This is a genomic window from uncultured Ruegeria sp. (genome assembly GCF_947500045.1).
Lineage (GTDB): Bacteria > Pseudomonadota > Alphaproteobacteria > Rhodobacterales > Rhodobacteraceae > Ruegeria.
In genome coordinates, this window is record NZ_CANMQQ010000002.1 from 190,436 (window position 1) to 207,443 (window position 17,008).

At 57.8% G+C, this 17,008-nt stretch carries 19 protein-coding genes and 2 tRNA genes; 6 read left to right on the plus strand and 15 right to left on the minus strand.

Annotated features, from left to right (window positions below):
- Positions 1-66: 66 nt before the first annotated feature.
- From Q1B46_RS04355 to Q1B46_RS04385, 7 genes are read right to left on the minus strand one after another with little or no spacing between them, the layout of a single operon-like run.
- Positions 67-999, minus strand: coding sequence for an AEC family transporter (locus tag Q1B46_RS04355; protein ID WP_299945092.1), 933 nt, complete (start codon positions 997-999; stop codon positions 67-69).
- Between the two features lie 44 nt (positions 1,000-1,043).
- Positions 1,044-1,841: an MBL fold metallo-hydrolase gene (locus Q1B46_RS04360; protein ID WP_299945094.1), complete on the minus strand. Its 798-nt coding sequence runs from the start codon at positions 1,839-1,841 to the stop codon at positions 1,044-1,046.
- Positions 1,838-2,644 (minus strand): TatD family hydrolase, encoded by an 807-nt coding sequence (locus Q1B46_RS04365; protein WP_299945097.1) that lies wholly within the window; start codon positions 2,642-2,644, stop codon positions 1,838-1,840. The genes Q1B46_RS04360 and Q1B46_RS04365 overlap by 4 nt, the downstream gene beginning before the upstream one ends.
- Entirely contained in the window at positions 2,641-3,762 is a 1,122-nt protein-coding gene (locus Q1B46_RS04370; RefSeq protein ID WP_299945100.1) for a DNA polymerase III subunit delta', read from the minus strand. The genes Q1B46_RS04365 and Q1B46_RS04370 overlap by 4 nt, the downstream gene beginning before the upstream one ends.
- Before the next feature lie 7 nt (positions 3,763-3,769).
- Positions 3,770-4,396 carry a dTMP kinase gene (tmk, locus tag Q1B46_RS04375; RefSeq protein WP_299945103.1) on the minus strand — a complete coding sequence of 209 codons (627 nt, stop codon included), beginning with the start codon at positions 4,394-4,396 and terminating at the stop codon, positions 3,770-3,772.
- Positions 4,393-5,562, minus strand: a complete 1,170-nt coding sequence (locus Q1B46_RS04380) for a D-alanyl-D-alanine carboxypeptidase family protein (protein WP_299945106.1) — start codon at positions 5,560-5,562, stop codon at positions 4,393-4,395. The genes tmk and Q1B46_RS04380 overlap by 4 nt, the downstream gene beginning before the upstream one ends.
- A gap of 15 nt (positions 5,563-5,577) precedes the next feature.
- On the minus strand, positions 5,578-6,882 hold the full coding sequence (locus Q1B46_RS04385; protein ID WP_299945108.1) for an SPOR domain-containing protein: 1,305 nt from the start codon (positions 6,880-6,882) through the stop codon (positions 5,578-5,580).
- Between the two features lie 205 nt (positions 6,883-7,087).
- Here Q1B46_RS04385 and Q1B46_RS04390 point away from each other — a divergent pair.
- Positions 7,088-7,177: transfer RNA gene (locus Q1B46_RS04390), tRNA-Ser, on the plus strand.
- A 153-nt stretch (positions 7,178-7,330) separates the two neighbouring features.
- Here Q1B46_RS04390 and Q1B46_RS04395 read toward each other — a convergent pair.
- Both Q1B46_RS04395 and Q1B46_RS04400 read right to left on the minus strand, forming a co-directional pair.
- A complete protein-coding gene (locus Q1B46_RS04395) occupies positions 7,331-9,349 on the minus strand; it encodes a CocE/NonD family hydrolase (RefSeq protein ID WP_299945110.1) in 2,019 nt (672 codons plus the stop codon).
- A gap of 235 nt (positions 9,350-9,584) precedes the next feature.
- Positions 9,585-9,668: transfer RNA gene (locus Q1B46_RS04400), tRNA-Tyr, on the minus strand.
- 116 nt (positions 9,669-9,784) lie between these two features.
- Here Q1B46_RS04400 and rlmB point away from each other — a divergent pair.
- From rlmB to Q1B46_RS04420, 3 genes are all read left to right on the plus strand, one after another.
- Positions 9,785-10,558 (plus strand): 23S rRNA (guanosine(2251)-2'-O)-methyltransferase RlmB, encoded by a 774-nt coding sequence (rlmB, locus tag Q1B46_RS04405; protein WP_299945113.1) that lies wholly within the window; start codon positions 9,785-9,787, stop codon positions 10,556-10,558.
- Positions 10,559-11,022: 464 nt separating this feature from the next.
- The gene (locus Q1B46_RS04415) at positions 11,023-11,394 is read left to right on the plus strand and encodes a YHS domain-containing (seleno)protein (RefSeq protein ID WP_299945115.1); all 372 of its coding nucleotides are present in this window, start codon (positions 11,023-11,025) and stop codon (positions 11,392-11,394) included.
- Positions 11,395-11,595: 201 nt separating this feature from the next.
- A complete protein-coding gene (locus Q1B46_RS04420) occupies positions 11,596-12,066 on the plus strand; it encodes a CoA-binding protein (protein WP_299945118.1) in 471 nt (156 codons plus the stop codon).
- A gap of 3 nt (positions 12,067-12,069) precedes the next feature.
- Here Q1B46_RS04420 and Q1B46_RS04425 read toward each other — a convergent pair whose 3' ends face one another.
- From Q1B46_RS04425 to hisF, 3 genes are all read right to left on the minus strand, one after another.
- Positions 12,070-12,636 carry a hypothetical protein gene (locus tag Q1B46_RS04425; protein ID WP_299945120.1) on the minus strand — a complete coding sequence of 189 codons (567 nt, stop codon included), beginning with the start codon at positions 12,634-12,636 and terminating at the stop codon, positions 12,070-12,072.
- Between the two features lie 74 nt (positions 12,637-12,710).
- Complete coding sequence (locus tag Q1B46_RS04430; RefSeq protein ID WP_299945122.1) at positions 12,711-13,028, minus strand: phosphoribosyl-ATP diphosphatase; 318 nt, start codon at positions 13,026-13,028, stop codon at positions 12,711-12,713.
- Positions 13,025-13,786, minus strand: coding sequence for an imidazole glycerol phosphate synthase subunit HisF (gene hisF, locus Q1B46_RS04435; RefSeq protein ID WP_299945125.1), 762 nt, complete (start codon positions 13,784-13,786; stop codon positions 13,025-13,027). Before hisF ends, Q1B46_RS04430 begins: the two co-directional genes overlap by 4 nt.
- Before the next feature lie 174 nt (positions 13,787-13,960).
- Here hisF and Q1B46_RS04440 point away from each other — a divergent pair, with 174 nt between their 5' ends.
- Complete coding sequence (locus tag Q1B46_RS04440; RefSeq protein WP_299945767.1) at positions 13,961-14,353, plus strand: DUF302 domain-containing protein; 393 nt, start codon at positions 13,961-13,963, stop codon at positions 14,351-14,353.
- Between the two features lies 1 nt (position 14,354).
- Here Q1B46_RS04440 and hisA read toward each other — a convergent pair whose 3' ends face one another.
- The gene (gene hisA / locus Q1B46_RS04445) at positions 14,355-15,074 is read right to left on the minus strand and encodes a 1-(5-phosphoribosyl)-5-[(5-phosphoribosylamino)methylideneamino]imidazole-4-carboxamide isomerase (protein ID WP_299945127.1); all 720 of its coding nucleotides are present in this window, start codon (positions 15,072-15,074) and stop codon (positions 14,355-14,357) included.
- 134 nt (positions 15,075-15,208) lie between these two features.
- On the opposite strand from hisA, the gene Q1B46_RS04450 reads away from it, so the two are divergent.
- Positions 15,209-15,610: a DUF2147 domain-containing protein gene (locus Q1B46_RS04450; protein WP_299945130.1), complete on the plus strand. Its 402-nt coding sequence runs from the start codon at positions 15,209-15,211 to the stop codon at positions 15,608-15,610.
- Positions 15,611-15,614: 4 nt separating this feature from the next.
- On the opposite strand, the gene hisH is transcribed toward Q1B46_RS04450, so the two are convergent.
- Together hisH and hisB are read right to left on the minus strand one after the other, a co-directional pair.
- Entirely contained in the window at positions 15,615-16,253 is a 639-nt protein-coding gene (hisH, locus tag Q1B46_RS04455; RefSeq protein ID WP_299945769.1) for an imidazole glycerol phosphate synthase subunit HisH, read from the minus strand.
- An 88-nt stretch (positions 16,254-16,341) separates the two neighbouring features.
- Complete coding sequence (gene hisB, locus Q1B46_RS04460) at positions 16,342-16,929, minus strand: imidazoleglycerol-phosphate dehydratase HisB (RefSeq protein WP_299945133.1); 588 nt, start codon at positions 16,927-16,929, stop codon at positions 16,342-16,344.
- Positions 16,930-17,008: the final 79 nt, after the last annotated feature.

The following is a 17,008-nucleotide window of genomic DNA, read 5'->3' on the forward strand; positions in this document are numbered from 1 at the left end:
CTCCGGGTGGGTTCTGAGATAGATGTCTTGCTTGCCGGCAGAGTCAATGCAGGATTGGCAATTTCGCTACGCCAAAAAGGTCAGCCACATCCCGACGGTTAGAATAGAAGCGGCTGTTCCGATCAGAACCGAGGATGCAGCGACACGTTTGGCACGGCCATACATGTTTGCAAAGATATACGCGTTGAAACCTGGTGCCATCGCCGCCGTCAGAACACCCGAGCGGAACAGGTCCTGCGGCAATTCCAGCGATGTTCCAAACAGCCATACCAGACTTGGGTGTAGCAACAGTGAGATGCAACAGACGAACACGATGGCGCGCAAATCGCCTTCGGGTCGGTATTTGACGAGCACACCTCCGAGTGCGAACAACGCCCCCGGCAGCGCGGCGCGGGTGATCAGGTTTAGAGCCTCATCCACGACAGCAGGTATGACAAGCCCGGCAAGGTTCACGACAAACCCCAAGGAAATGCCAAGAATGAGCGCGTTTTTGAACATCGCCGACAGTACGGATTTCATCATCCGCGCCCCACCATGTCCGCGGTTGCGAAAAACTTCCATCACCGTGATGCCGACGCAATAACAGAAGGGCGAGTGGAACGCGATGATTGCGAAATTGCCGGTCAGGTTATCGGGTCCGTAGGCGCGTTCAGTGATGGGCAGCCCCAACAGGACCGAGTTAGAGAACAGGCAGCAAAAGCCGATTGCGATCGCATCCTCCCAATCGCGCCCGAAAATGATGCGTGCCCCGATCATTCCGGCGATGAAACACAGACCAGCCGCGGAATAGAAGCTGATCAGAAGCCGGGGGTCGAAGCTGGCGCTGAGGTCGAGATTGGCGATGGCCAGAAACAGCAGGCAAGGAATGGCGAAACCCTGCGTAAACTTCATCAACCCGTCGATATGGACTTCGCGGAAGTAGCCAAGTCGCGTTGCCGTATACCCGGCGCCGATGACCAGAAACACCGGCAGGATGACATCGATCAGGTTTTGGAACATGGCCGAGCCATAGGGGGTATCGCGCGCGCGGACAGCGGCTTGCCCTACAAAATCTGCCGGATCACCATGCCGTCAAAGGCGGGTGTTATGTGATCCGGGGTTTCCGCGTCGACTGTGGCATAGTCCAAATCAATGTGCATGTTGGTCAACACAGCGCGTTTCGGTTTCAGCTGATCAATCCAGCCCAGCGTCTTTTCCAGATGCGCGTGGGTGGGGTGCGGGGATCGGCGCAAGGCGTCGATGATCAGGCAATCAAGATTTGCCAGTTCAGCCATGCTCTCATCGTACAGATCTGCGACATCAGGTAGGTATACGGCGTTGCCCATCCTGAAACCAAGCGCGTCAATCGACCCATGGCTCACGCGAAATGGTCGAAAAGGGATTGCGCCGCCGGGGCCAGAAATCTCAAACGATCCATTGATTGTCTTCAGATCGAGAATTGGCGGATAAGGTGAGCCTTCTGGTTGGACGAAGGCATAGCCAAATCGGCCTAGAAGATCGTTCTGTGTGTCGCCGTCGGCCCACACGGGCACGCGGGTTTTCATGTTGAAAACGATCATCCGCAGGTCGTCGATACCGTTTGTGTGATCGGCATGGGAATGAGTAAAGATTACACCATCCAGACGCCCGGTACCTGTGTCCAGCAGTTGACTACGCATATCGGGCGATGTGTCGATCAGAACCGAAGTTGTGCCATCCGGCCCGTCGCGTTCAACCAATAGAGAACAGCGTCGTCGGTTGTTTTTGGGGTTTTCAGGGTCGCAAGACCCCCAGTGCCCGCCCAGACGGGGAACGCCTCCGGAAGACCCGCAGCCAAGAATTGTGAGGCGCAACTCGTTCATGCAGCAGCCTTGTAGCTGGCGGCTTTGGTGAAGAGACGATCAAAATTGGCCTGTGTTTGCGCGGCAAATTCGGCATAGTCGGCCCCGAATACTTCGGCCCCTTTTCGTGCTGTATGCGCGGTGTAGGAAGGTTCGTTCCGTTTGCCGCGATGGGGTGGAGGCGCCAGATACGGTGCGTCGGTTTCAACCAGTATGCGATCGATTGGTGCGGTGGCGAAGATATCGCGCAACTCCTGACTTTTGGGGAACGCCGCGATGCCGGACATAGACAGATAGAATCCCAGATCAAGCGCCGCCCGGGCCAGTTCAGCCGACGAGGAAAAGCAGTGCATCACACAGGAATAGGGCGCGTTGCGATGCTCTTCCGTCAGAATGCGGGCCATGTCGTCATCGGCGGCGCGGGCATGGATGATCAGGGGCAAGCCAGTTCGCTGAGCGGCATGGATATGGATGCGCAGCGATTGCTTTTGCACTTCGGCCGAGTCTGACGTGTAGTGGTAGTCGAGCCCGCTTTCCCCAATGCCTACGAATTTCGGATGCTGAGCCAGAGCAACAAGTTGGTCGACCGTGGCCATCGGTTCTTCTGCAGCGCTCATCGGATGTGTGCCTGCCGCGTAGAAAACCGGGGCGTGGGCTTCGGCAATGGCGCGCACGGTGGGTTCGTTGCGCAGCCTAGTGCAGATGGTCACCATGCGGGTCACACCAGCGTCAGTGGCGCGGGCAATGATATCATCCAACTGACCGTCGAAATCCGGGAAATCCAGATGGCAGTGACTGTCGGTAATTTCGGGGGTTAGGCTCATCTGCTATGACCGGCGATTTCCTGTATCTTGAACACCGTATCTAGGACAAGCGAGGCAGGGTCAAGGTTCACAGCCTGCCCGTGCCGCGTACGCGCGGTGATGAGGGCTGCGACCTCAGCCCAGTGGCGTGCCTGACGCGGCGAACCAGACAGGCGGGTCAAGGTTTCGGCCTCGTTCAGGGCCGCCTCGGGCATCGGTGCGGCACCTGTTGCTCCGGTCAAAGCCAGACGGGACAGGGCTATGTCGATTAGGGACAGCAGCAGGTCGAATTTTTCGGCTGCGCCGCGTTGGGCGGCGGTCTCAGCCAGCTTCAGTGCGCGCTGCCGGTCGAGCCGGGGCAGGGTGCCCAGAATGGCAATCAACTCGGCATAAAGCTCTAGCCCACCGAGGTTGATCAACCGAACGGCATTACCCACGGATCCAGCAGCGAGGGCGGCCAGATGATCGGTCTGACCGAACACTTCAGTGTTGGTCTGAGCCAGCGCAGCCTGCATGTCGTCAGGATCAAGAGGGGCAAGCCGCAATGTTCGACAACGTGACCGGATGGTCGGCAACAACCGGGAGGGTTGGTGCGAAATCAGCAGCAGCGTCGTGCGTGCGGGTGGCTCTTCAAGCATTTTCAACAGCGCATTGGCTGCGCTGACGTTCATTTCATCTGCTGAATCCACAATAACGACTCGTCGACCGCCGTCAGCGGAGGAAAGGCCAAAAAAGCGCCCCAGCTTGCGGATATCATCGACCACAATTTCGTTTCGCAGCCGTCCCTGATCGTTCACGGACCGGGTGATTGCTGCAAGGCCGGGTTCAGCCCCTGCGTGAATGCGGTGCGTAATGGGGTGATCCAGGTCGATATCCAAAGTGCCGGGCGGAGGCGGCGCACCAAACAGCCCGGTGTCATCTGACGGTGGTGTTGCCAGCAAGAATTGCGCAATTCGCCAGGCGAGAGTGGCTTTGCCCACCCCACGCGGACCGGTCAGCAGCCAGCCGTGATGCAACCGGTCAGAATTATAGGCTGTAAGAAATGCCTGCTGTGCAGCATCCTGCCCAATAAGCTGAACGGTTTCGCGCGGATGTGGTGCGCCGGGGGCTTGATCCGGTGATGGGGTGTGGTCGCTCATGTCTGGTCTATGGCAGGGATGTCATAACAATGTCTGTCACATCCCGTGCAACGCTGTCCATGTCACGATTGCCATTGATCACTCGAAACCGGTCAGAGAACTCTTCGGCCAATCCCAGAAATCCACCACGCATTCGCTGTTGAAGGTCGAGGCCGAAATCTTCGAACCGTTCCTCGGCCCCCTGACGCCCTTTGGCACGGGACAGGCCGGTCTCCGGGTCCATGTCGATCAACAAAGTCAGGTCAGGCTCGCGCCCGATCATCAGGTTGTGCAACTGATCTACCATACCGCGCAGATCACCGCGCGAAAGGCCTTGATACATCCGCGTACTGTCGGCGAAACGGTCACAGATCACCACTTTGCCTTCTGCAAGTGCGGGTTCAATCGTACGCTCCAAATGATCGCGACGGGCAGCGGTGAACAAAAGAATCTCTGTCTCTGCCGACCAGCGATCAGGATCACCCTGCAGGACCAAGCTACGGATTTCTTCGGCCCCATCAGACCCGCCCGGTTCGCGGGTCAGAACGACTTCGCGACCATGATGGCGCAGGTGTTCGGCCAGCAGGCGGGCCTGCGTGGACTTGCCCGATCCGTCAATGCCTTCGAAGGTCAGAAACGTGCCGCGCGCCGTCACATTTGCTCCAGCGGGTTGTTTATGACGTCCTTCAGAACGATGCCGCCTACCGTCATCATGCGCACGACAAAACCACCAAGAGGCACATCCTTATCCGCCACCAGAGGGCGGCGGATTTCCGGCAGGCCTTCCGGTTTGATTACCAACTCAGCCAGTTTCTGGCCCTTGCTGACAGGTGCATTGATTGGGCCTTTATAGACAACCTCGGCTTGGATATCCTTATTCCCCAGCACTGGGAAAAGCAGTGTCAGATCATCTTCGGGCACCAATCCCACAGTTTTTTCTGCGCCCATCCATAGCTTGGCCTGGGCTACCGGTTCTTCTGCTTTGGCAACTGACCTCTCGACAAAATTTCGAAACGACCAGTTAACCACGGCCTCAGCCTCCTCTGCGCGGGTTCCGACGCTGTCGAGACCAGAAAGAACAAAGACGATCCGGCGATCCCCTTGTTTGGCCGAGCCGACCAAACCGTACCCGGCCTCTTGCGTATGGCCGGTCTTGAGGCCGTCGGCCCCGATATCCAGTTTCAGCAGAGGATTGCGATTTCGTGCGTTCGACGGGGCACGGCCATCGAACTCGAACGTCTCTTCGGCAAAGAGCGGGTAGTATTCGGGGAAATCAGTGATCAGTTGATCGGACAGAACAGCCAGATCATGCACTGACATCATGTGCCCGGCTGCGGGCCAGCCGTTGGAATTGGCAAAGTTCGAGTTGTTCATGCCCATCTGCTGTGCGCGTTGGGTCATGAACCGGGCGAACCCGGCCTCGGTTCCGTCGGGGCTGAGCGCTTCGGCAATCACCACGCAGGCATCATTGCCCGAAAGCACGATGATCCCGCGCAAAAGATCCTCGACCCGCACCCGGTCCTGCGTGTTCAGGAACATGGTTGATCCACCATAGCTCATGGCGTGTTCGGACACGGGTAGTGTTTCGTCCAGCGTCAGGCGGCCATCGCGCAGGGCTTCGAACGCGACATACAGCGTCATCAGCTTTGACATCGACGCCGGGGGCAGTGGTTGGTCGGCGTCTTTCGACAACAAAACCGTGCCGGTTTTCTGGTCGATCACATAGGCCGCGCGCGCGGTTGTGTCGAACGCCTGGGCGGGCAGGGCCAAAAGCGCAAGCCCCATGGCCAGAGTGGTTGATCGCAAAGCGGAAAACATCATAGGCCTCCTTTTCTGTTAGTTCTTGGCCGTGAAGGCGTCGGTAAACCCGAGGTCTTTTACGTCGTTCAACAACGCCCGACGTTCCGTGCGGGTTGCGACAGGTCCAACCAAAACGCGCCAGATCGATTTGTCCTCACTCTTCAGTTCGAACACTTCGGCATTCATACCATTGCGACGAATCTTTTCCGCCGCACTCTTGGCGTTGGTTTCAACACTAAAGGTGCCAGCCTGAACATAGGGCTTTGACAAACCACCCGTTGCTGAGGCGCTTGTGGCCGCCACGGCTGGTGCAGCGGTTGGTTCAGACGCCTCTATCGCTGCTGCGGCTCCGGCGATCGGATCCAGCGGTGTCTGTGTGATCTCGTTGGGGTTCTTTTTTTGCCACCATTTGCGCTTGCCAGGTTTCTCTGTAGGCGGCGTCACCTCAGGGTCTGCCAATGCTGCGGTCTGAGCGTCCGGTGCAGCGACCTCGGTGTCGGTCGTCGTGGCAACAGCTGCGCCTGCCGCAGCGGCGCTGGCCTCGTCGGTAGGCTTCTTCTGCCACCATTTGCGTTTGGTGGAACTTTCCTCGGCAGCTTGTGGGTCGGCGGTGGCGACTTCGACGGTCTGATCCTCCGCAGGGGCGGCTTCATTTTCGGAAGATGCAACAGCGGCACCAGCGGCCGCGCCTGCTACGACGGCCGCGCCGGCGTTGGTCTCATCCGACGGTTTTTTCTGCCACCACTTACGTTTTACGGGCTGTTCGGGTACGTCCGCTTCAGCGGTTTCCGTCGTGGTTTCGGTATCCTCAGCTACATCACTGTCTTCAGTTGGCTCCGCTTCCACAGGGGCCGGAGGCTGTTCGATCGCCTCTCGCCGCAACGCCACCACCTGCACCTTGGTCGGGGCACCGGCCAGCATGCCCAGCTGCTCGGCGGCTGAAGACGAGACCTGCAGCGCGGGGCCAGGCAAACTCCGTTCGCGTCGGAACAGGGCGCCGGTGACAGTTTTGTTGTTTGCCGTATTTTTGATCAGTACGCGTTCGGGTTGTGTGACGTCGGGATGTGCCACCCAGATGCCACCCAGCGATGGTCGGCCATCCCATAGACCGGCCTCGGTCACCTGAAATACATCCGGTGCCTCAACATCCCGCTGGTTGGTGGGCGCTGCCTCAGGGAACAATTCAAACCGATTGGTATTGTCCGCATCTTCGATTGCGGCTTCCTCTTCGGGGGCCTCTTGCAGGCCAAACCCTTCCTCGCACCCGGCCAAAGCGGCCAGAACCACGACCAAAATCGCCAGCCGATGTGGCCCAAAGCGTGTGCCCGTCGCTCGCTCCATTTTCTCAATCCCTTGCCTGACAAGGCCATATTGGCCGCGCCCCACCGCGTAATTGCTGGTTCTTGGTGCCAGTCTCTAGCGGTCTCATGCGCAAACAATAACGCGGGCGCGGGGCTATGAAAAGGCTGCTGCGCACCGTTCGGCAAGATTTCCCTCTTTATAGGCTTGCCTCTGCATTAAACACCGCTTAGACCCTGCGGCACGCGGGGAGGTGGCAGAGTGGTCGAATGCGGCGGTCTTGAAAACCGTTGAACGTGAGAGCGTTCCCAGGGTTCGAATCCCTGTCTCCCCGCCACTCATACCGATTTCATTTCAATTGCGTTTTCTAACCCGGTGTTGCGCCGCAATTCACGCGCAGGTTTTGTTGGATGTGTTAGTCGACTTGCACGCTTTGACACCCGGAAAACCGGGCACAAGGCGCCCGGTTTGGTCGTGATGGTCAGTGCTGTCACATCCCGTTGCGTGGAATAACGTGTGTCTTTTCTTCTTCAAAAATCAGGTCTTCGCCCGACCAAGCCTTAAGGCGCGATGTCAGGTGAAATTCAGTTTCGGTTGCCCTTTGTTCGGAGTAGGTCCAGATTTTCGCCGACCAGCCCTCGCGTTCGAAACCTGCCGTTTGCTCCATGGTTGCAACTGCAGATAACGGATCGCTCGGGTGGATCGTATAGCGTCGGTCCGAAACGTCGCTCAGCACTGTTCCGATTTCGTCGAGGCGAAAGTCGCCGATAGGACCAAACACGCCGCCATCCAAGAAGAAGCGATGGGTCACATTATTGTTGGTCAGGTCGGTGTGGACCGAGCGTTCCATTGAACCGTTCCGGACATGGGTCTTTCGTGCGGCGATCTTCGGGGCGGTCGGTTCAGGTAACGATCGCGGCTCCGTCTCGCCTTTGGGCTGGCTTCGGACAGGCAGGACCAGCCGGGAGGTGCCGGGCCGTATGGTGAGCGTTACAGGCGCGGGCGAGGGCCAAAGGACAGGCCAATACGCCGAGGCGATCTGTAGGACGAGGCGGTGGCCTGCCTGTACTCGGTAGCCTGTTCCATAAAGTGGAACGCTGACAGACATGTCTTCGCCGGGTGTGATTGGGGTGGGCCGAGTGTCGCTGTCGCGGTGATTGAGATTGCAAAATCCGCGCGCGATCAGCGTTTGCGCACCATCCGGGGCCTCATCCACAAACAAAGCCGCAACAAGCCCCTGCGGCTGGTCGGCAGTTACCGTTAGCTCAACCCGGGGCTGACCCAAAAGCGCAAGCGGTTCAGTCAGTGGTGGGCCCTTGAACTGCAACGCGCCCCCGGCGTCGGTCCGGCAATCCGTTGCCATATCACCGGGAATAGCGAACGAGCACATGTCGCCTGCGGTTGCCCCGAAAGTTTGGGGTGAGCAGATGGACATTACACCTCCGGGTTCTGCCGTCTTGCCCAGACTTTGATTGTTCAGCCAGAACGTCTGTTCGGTTACATTGGGCGATGGCCAGCTAGGTTCTTCAATCCAGCGTCCGGTTCTCTGCAGATGTGTGCCCGACGGTGCAGCGCTGTCTTGCAGGAAAAACCGCAACGGTGGTTCATCCATCAGGCCGGTGTCCTGGCCTTTTAGCCAATGGTCCCAGAAGCGAATAACCTCGCCGACGAAATCAACCTTCGGTCCGGGAACCCCTTCGTGGGGGTAGAGATGAGCCCAAGGTCCCATCAGGATTTTGACAGGACCTTTGAGATTCTGGGCGATACGAAACGGCGTGTCGCGATACAGGTCCATCCAGCCACCGAAGAAGTAAACCGGCACCTCGATATCAGCGTAGTTTTCACTGATCGAGCCGCGTCGCCACATCTCGTCATGGGTCTGATGTTCCAGCCACATGGCGGGCCAGAAGCTGGTGCCTTCTAACCGTTCGCGCCACATATCGATCCAGCGGTCGACACCGACAATCTGCGGATCAGGCGGCATGGCATTATAGAGCTGCATGATTGAGCCCCACCAGAAATTGTCATTAGCCAAACACCCGCCGTAAAAATGAATGTCTTCACGCCATCGATCATCCGTTCCCATAACCGGCGCGATGGCCTTCAGCGCAGGTGGGCGTGTTGCGGCCACTTGGAACGCATTGTACGCCCCCCAGCTTTTTCCGAACATTCCGACATTTCCATCGCACCAGTCCTGCGACGCGAGCCATTGAATAAGGTCATGCCCATCCTGGATTTCCTGATGCGAATATTCGTCTTCGGCAATCCCGTCGCTGTCACCGTAACCCCGAATATCCACGCGGATCGATGCGTATCCGGCGGCTGCAAAATGTGGATGCATGCCTTCATCGCGCATACGCGTGCGATCTCGACGTCGGTATGGGATGTATTCGAGGATACAGGGTAACGGGGTGTCCTTCGCTTCATGGGGCAACCACAAACGTGCGGCCAACCGTGTTCCATCGGGCATCGGAATCCAAACGGTTTCAATTACTTCAATACCGCTCATGAAACGATCCTCTCTCTTTGTGCTGGTGGACGAGCCCTTGGGGCAGACAGAAAACGATGTGCTACTGCGCGACCATCTTTTACATGTCTTTTCGGAGTATCAACCCTGCGATGTTATTACGCGTGTCGCGATATTCCGATCGATAATCGCTGGTTTGGTGGGACACACTGCCGACCGATCTCTTGCCAAGGAGTAGCCTTAGGCAAAATCAAACATATCAATGAGGTGGGAAAGATGGTGGGCGACCCTGGAATCGAACCAGGCGTGCGTCTCCGCGAGGGAGTTACAGTCCCCTGCCACACCTTGCGGCCTGTCGCCCACTGTCAGGCGTTGCACCTGACGTGGAGGCGTGATTACTAGCGCGTCTAAAGGGCGTCAACAGGAAAATATCGCTTTGACGCAGGAAACCGAATTCACGGCCCGGAGGTCTGTTACATGAAGAAACCAAAGTGGGTCGTCGAGAAGGAACAGGCGCGAAAAGCGGCGGCTTCCGAGACCGTCTGGCTGTTTGGCCTGCACGCCGTTCGTGATGCGCTGATGAACCCGAAACGGCAAAAAATACGCCTGATTGTAACTCGGAATGCGCGTGACAAACTGGCGGAAGCCGTTGATTTTGCAAAGATCGAGGCCGAGATGGCCGATCCGCGAAAATTCACGGCCCCGATTGATCCCGGTTCGGTTCATCAAGGGGCCGCGCTTGAGGTGAAGCCGCTGGACTGGGGTGGGCTTGCCGAGAACTGCATCGGGCGGGAAAACCCGCGTGTGCTGCTGCTGGATCGGGTAACGGACCCGCATAACGTGGGGGCAATTCTCCGTTCGGCCGAAGTCTTGGGTGCCAGTGCAGTGATCGGTACCCGACACCATTCCGCGCCTGAAACCGGCGCATTGGCCAAAACGGCCAGCGGTGCATTGGAAAGGCAACCCTATCTGCGCGTTCGCAACCTTGCCGATACAATTACTGAATTACAGAACATGGGCTATCTGGTTCTGGGGCTGGACGGTGAGGCAGGCGAAACAATCGAAACCGCATTGCATGACAAGCGCACCCAGCCGGTGGCGTTGGTCTTAGGAGCTGAAGGGCCGGGCTTGCGCCAAAAAACCAAAGAGACGGTGGATCAATTGGTCAAGATTGACGCGTCAGGCGGATTTGGGTCACTCAATGTCTCAAATGCTGCCGCAATTGCACTATATGCGTCACAGCCCAGATAACAGGAGGTTCCCATTTCCACTCCGCACAAAATCGCTACCTGCTGCTATTGTGGCACGCGCGCAGCGCTGGTCCTAAAGGGAAAACAGCAGCACGAGCTGAGCTGCGCAAGCTGTGGCGCGCCCTTGCATAATCTCAAGATGGTCCCCAAGGCCAAGCTTGCCGAGCGACCAGTCCAAAGAACAAAGCCTTCCCAAAGTTATAAAAAGAACAAGCGAAAGAAGAAAAAAGGCCTGTTTTCGCGTGTATTGGATGAGGCCTGGGACGTCATCGAAGACGTATTTGATTGAGAATCGCAAGTCTGTTCACATCAGCGTCATAGGGGTTTCCGCAACTACACGAAGTATGCAAATTAGACTTCTCTGCAAATTCCATCGATGAATCAGTGATGCTGTCCCGACGTTCCTTTTTGACCAGTCTTTCCTGTCTTGCTTTCGCGCCCGCGGTAAATGCGCAGGAAAAGCCCATGTTCTATACTGCAAACGGGCTGGCAGTTTCTGGCTATGATGCGGTCACCTATTTCAAGATCGGAACGCCCATGCCGGGAAAGCCCGACATTTCCCTGATGTGGAAAGGAGCCGTGTGGCGGTTCGCGTCCGAGGAAAATCGGGACAGGTTTGAACGAAATCCAAGGGCCTTTGCGCCTCAATTCGGCGGATATTGCGCTTATGCCATGGTGCAGGGGCTGCTCAGCAGTGCCGACCCTCGCGCATGGCAGATTGTGGAGGGCAAGCTTTACCTGACACACTCGGCAACGATTGAACGCGTCTGGAAGCAGAACGTGTCCCAGAACATCCGCGAGGCCGAGGGGCATTGGCCTCAGGTTTTGTATCACTAGTCGGCGGAAATCCGCTTTTTGTGATCTGTCATCACAAAAATGCGCGCCCCCTCTTTTTTTTACCAAACTCATGCTTAAATGTCACAGTGACCGCGGAACGGAACTGCCGCGGGTCATTTCACTGTCCCTCGTTCCAACAACTGGCGCTCAGGCAAGACCTGAGCGCTTTTTTCTTTTTAGGCACCTGCCTATGGTGTGGTCATGGCTGATTATCCCGATGACTTCCTGACCCATATCCTAAAGCGCACCAAGGTGGTGGCTGTCGTCGGTGTGTCGATGAACCCGGTGCGGCCCAGTTATTACGTGGCGCGTTACTTGTCGCTCAAAGGTTATAAGGTCATTCCGATCAATCCAGGGCACGCGGGCAAAACACTGTTCGGTCAGACGGTCAGGTCGTCGATATCCGAGATTTCCGATCCCGTCGACATGGTGGATATCTTCCGTCGGTCCGAGGCCGTGCCGCCGATCGTTGATGAGGCCTTGGCTGCGTTTCCCAATCTGCGCACGATCTGGATGCAGATCGGTGTCGAACATGCTGGGGCGGCGGCAAAGGCGCAGGCGCGAGGAGTGGATGTGATCATGAACCGCTGTCCGAAGATCGAATACCAACGCCTGTTTGGTGAATTGAGATTGGGTGGGTTCGCGACCGGGGTGATCTCGTCCAAGCTCTGATGGTTAGCCACCGGCGTAGGGTTTCAACGTACCGTATTGCTCTTGACGGCGCTGCTGCAGAACCACTTCACGCGGGACCCAGTCATAACGCGTGTCTTCGGTCAAAGGCGACCAATACAACAACCCGCCATACCGCCAAGGGTCCAACACGACGCCTTCATACATGCTTTCCCCCTTGCGGCTGATGATGGCGGTGCTGTGGTCGATCCGGAACGGATTGTCCGCATTGGCGATGGCGCGGTGCATCTCAAGTGTGCGGAACTGTTCCTGATCCAAGCGGCGCTCGATATCTTCGGCCCAGTGCCAGCACAGACCGCGCGGACGCCGGCCTTTGTTGACCTTGGCATTGTGGATCAGCGGTGGGTCGGTGATCTGGTATTCCTGTACCAATTGTGCGGTGTAGGAATAGGCGATGCGGGCGGCACGATTGGCTTCTTCTGGATCGATATCCGGGCCGAGGCGTTGGATTTCGTTGGCCAGACGCTGAACCTCATCCCCGGAAGAGGGCGGAGGCGGGGCGCAAGCGGCAAGGGTGGCAAGGACTACTGCGAACATCAATGCTCTGATCATTCACGCGTCCTTTGCCTCAATGCGCTCCGAAATCTGAATATAGCGGGCTGTGCCACCGTGCGGAACCCAGTCGATCAGTTCTTCGGTCGAGCCGCCTTTTCCGCAATGCCGCTGATGCCCTGACGGCGCGCCAGTTCGGCCAGCACGTCATCCAATGCCACATCCCGCGCGGCCAGCATAACCAGCAGATGATAAAGTACATCCGCCGCCTCAGAGGTCAGCTTTGTCTTATCGCCCTTAGCCGCTTCGATGATGGCCTCGATGGCCTCTTCCCCGAATTTCTCGGCGCATTTCTCAGGGCCTTTGGCCAACAGCTTGGCCGTCCAACTGCTGTCGGGGTCTGCTCCTTTTCGGGCCTCAATCGTGGCGGCCAGTTCGTGCAGAATGCTCATGCCAACCTCATCGGAATGCCAGCGGCGGCCATGTGTTCCTTGGCCTCGCGGATGGTGTATTCACCGAAATGAAAGATCGAGGCTGCCAACACGGCGCTAGCCCCGCCTTTGGTGACGCCCTCGGCCAGATGATCAAGATTGCCAACGCCGCCCGAGGCGATTACCGGCACATCCACCGCGTCACTAATTGCGCGAGTCAGGGGCAGGTTGAACCCCGCCTTGGTGCCGTCCCGGTCCATCGAGGTCAGCAGGATCTCTCCTGCACCTTTGGCGACTACGGTTTTGGCAAACTCGACTGCGTCAATACCGGTGGATTTGCGCCCGCCATGAGTGAAAATCTCCCACTTGCCAGGGCTGACGGTTTTGGCGTCGATGGCGCAGACGATGCACTGGCTGCCGAATTGGTCCGCTGCCTTGGCGATCACATCCGGATTGGCGACGGCAGCCGAGTTAAAGCTGACCTTGTCTGCCCCAGCCAATAGCAAGGCGCGCACATCATCCTTTGTGCGGACCCCTCCGCCCACAGTCAGGGGAACGAAACATTGCTCTGCCGTGCGTCGAACCACATCAAACATGGTGCCCCGATTTTCGTGGGTGGCGTGAATGTCGAGAAAACATATCTCGTCCGCTCCGGCGGCGTCATAAGCCTTGGCTGATTCGACCGGATCACCTGCATCGCGCAAGCCTACAAAGTTCACCCCTTTGACCACGCGGCCATCGGCGACGTCCAGACAGGGAATGATACGGGTTTTCAGCATCGGCCTTCCTTTGTTGGCCGCACCCTTACCGGCAAAGCCCCGCCGATGCCAGACTTGTGATTGTGATCTGGCGTGAAGCCATAGAAATTAGAGGTGAAATTCATGAAAAGGATTATCGAGATGCGACATCTTATTCTGGCTTCAATACTCACATTCGGAGGCGCTCTGACCGCCATGGCTGACGACATCATCAAAGTGGAAACCAATAAATCCGTGGCCGAGGCGCTGGACGCGCTCGAAGCCGCCGTGGGCAATGCGGGTGCGACCGTCTTTGCGCGTGTTGACCACGCGGCTGGTGCCGAAAAGGTCGGCACGCCCATTCCGCCCAATCAGGTGCTGATCTTCGGCAATCCCGCGCTGGGTACACCTGCAATGCAGATCGACCCGCGCGCTGGGCTGTTCCTGCCGCTGAAGGTTCAGGCCTATGAGGATGCGAACGGGCAGGTCTGGTTGGCTTATGAAGATCCGAAAGAGACAATGGATGAGCTTGATGAGGTCGAAAAATCCCCTGTCATCGAGAAAATGCGCGGCGCGCTGGCAAAACTGACAGCCGCCTCTGCCCAATAACTCAGCTTAAGGCGCGAATGGCCTCATTCAGGTCAATCGCGCCGTCATAGAGCGCGCGGCCCGAGATCGCGCCATTCAGCTCAACACCACAGTCGCGCAGCGCGATCAGGTCATTCAAAGAGCTGACACCGCCAGAGGCGATAACCGGAATCGAGACCGCGCATGCAAGTGCTGCAGTGGCTTCGATGTTCGGCCCCTGCATTGCGCCGTCGCGGTTGATGTCGGTGTAGATAATCGCGGCGACGCCTGCATCTTCGAAGCTGCGTGCCAGATCGGTGACTTGCACGTTGGTCTCTTCGGCCCAGCCCTTGGTGGCAACCATGCCGTTGCGCGCGTCGATGCCCACGGCGACCTTGCCGGGAAAGGCTTTGGCCGCCTCGCGCACCAGATCGGGGTTCTCGACCGCGACGGTACCTAGAATCACCCGCGCCAGCCCTTTGTCGATCCAGGTCTCAATCGTCGCCATGTCGCGGATGCCACCGCCAAGCTGGGCGGGTACGTTACAGGCCTTCAGGATCGCTTCGACCGGGGCGGCGTTTACCGGTTCCCCGGCAAAGGCTCCGTTCAGGTCGACCAGATGCAGCCATTCGCAGCCGGCTTCGACAAAGGTGCGGGCCTGAGCTGCGGGATCTTCGTTGAATACCGTTGCCTTGTCCATTTCACCGCGCAGAAGGCGAACGGCATTGCCGTCTTTAAGGTCGATGGCGGGGTAGAGGATCATGTCGGGCGGCCCTATATCACTGTTACACGCGCGGGATATCGCACAGGCCGGGCAGAGGCGCAACGCGACGCAAAGTCAGTCTTGCCCGGTGCCGAAGGGCAGGTCAGACTGGCCGGAAAGACAGGGAGACAACTATGAAGACATTTACACTCGCAGCGGGTTTTGCCGCGATAGCAACCACTGCCTTTGCCGCCGATCCTGTGGACGGTCTTTGGAAGACCGCTCCGGGGGATACGGGCGGATATCTGCATGTGTCGATTGCCGAGTGCGGCAGCGCCATCTGTGGAACGATCGATACCGCCTTTGACGCGGATGGAAACGAGCAGCTGGAATATGAGAATCTGGGCAAGCAGATCATTTGGGACATGATTCCCGAAGGTGGTGGCAGCTATGACGACGGAAAAATCTGGGCACCGGATCGGGACAAAACATACAGCTCGAAGATGACACTGGACGGCCAGAACAAGTTGACCGTCAAAGGATGCGCTGTCGGTGGTCTGGTGTGCCGCGGGCAGGTCTGGACCCGCGTCGAGTAACCTCTCAGGGCGTCCAGGTCAGGAAGTTCCCGATAATCCGCAGGCCCACACCCTGGCTTTTCTCGGGATGGAACTGCATCCCGACCATCGTGTCGCGGCCGATCACGGCCGTGACCTCTTGACCATAGTCCACATAGGCTAATCGTTGCTGTGGGTCCGTCACTCGGAAGTGATAGGAGTGGACGAAATAGGCGTGATCGCCCGATGTCACACCGGCAAAGACCGGGTGATCGCTTTCCAATACCAGATCATTCCAGCCCATATGCGGAACCTTCAGGGCGTTGTCTGATGGCTTGATCTTCACAACTTCCCCGGCCACCCAGCCTAGACCATCGGTCTCGCGATATTCGTGTCCCTTCGAGGCCATCAGCTGCATGCCAACGCAAATACCCAGAAACGGGCGACCATTCTGTTCAACCGCCTCCACCATAGCGTCATAAATGCCCTTGTGCCCTCGCAACTCGGCAGCACAAGCCGGGAAAGCCCCATCTCCTGGCAGCACAAGACGATCTGCACGCGCGACAACCTCTGCATCCGAGGTCACGACAACCTCACCTGCATTCATTTCACGCGCCATACGCTGAAACGCCTTTTCCGCAGAATGCAGATTGCCCGACTCATAATCAATGATCGCAGTCAACATGATACGGCCCAGTTCTTCTTCTTGTTCCAAATACGGCGGGGTGAATTGGCTGCAAGCCAAGAGGGGCAGCGCCCCTCACACCGGCACCCTATAACGCGCCCTTGGTGGACGGAATCGCATCCGCCTTGCGCGGGTCTGTATCAACCGCCAGCCGCAACGCCCGTGCAACTGCCTTGAAAGCCGCCTCGGCAATGTGGTGGCTGTTGAAGCCGTGCAACTGGTCGATGTGCAACGTGATGCCGCCATGGGTGCTGAGCGCTTGAAAAAACTCGCGCACCAGTTCGGTGTCGAATGTACCAATCTTGTGTGTCGGCAGATCGACATTCCAGATCAAGAACGGACGCCCCGACAGATCCAGCGCGCAGCGCACCTGTGCATCATCCATCGGCAGGTGGCACTCGCCATAGCGACGGATGCCTTTTTTGTCGCCCAGAGCCTGTGTAAGCGCCTGACCCAAAGCAATCCCGGTATCTTCAACCGTGTGGTGATCATCGATGTGGTAATCGCCTTTGGCGCGGATCGTCATGTCGATCAGCGAATGGCGCGCCAACTGGTCCAGCATATGGTCAAAGAACCCTACACCAGTCTGGTTGTCATACTGGCCGGTGCCGTCCAGATTGACCTCGACAGAGATCTCGGTCTCGGCGGTCTGACGGCTGATCTTAGCGCTGCGCATGGGCGAATTCCTTTTGCTACAGGGGCGCTTATAGACGCGGATGGGCGGCCTATCCAGACCGCTTGACGCGTTCGATGCA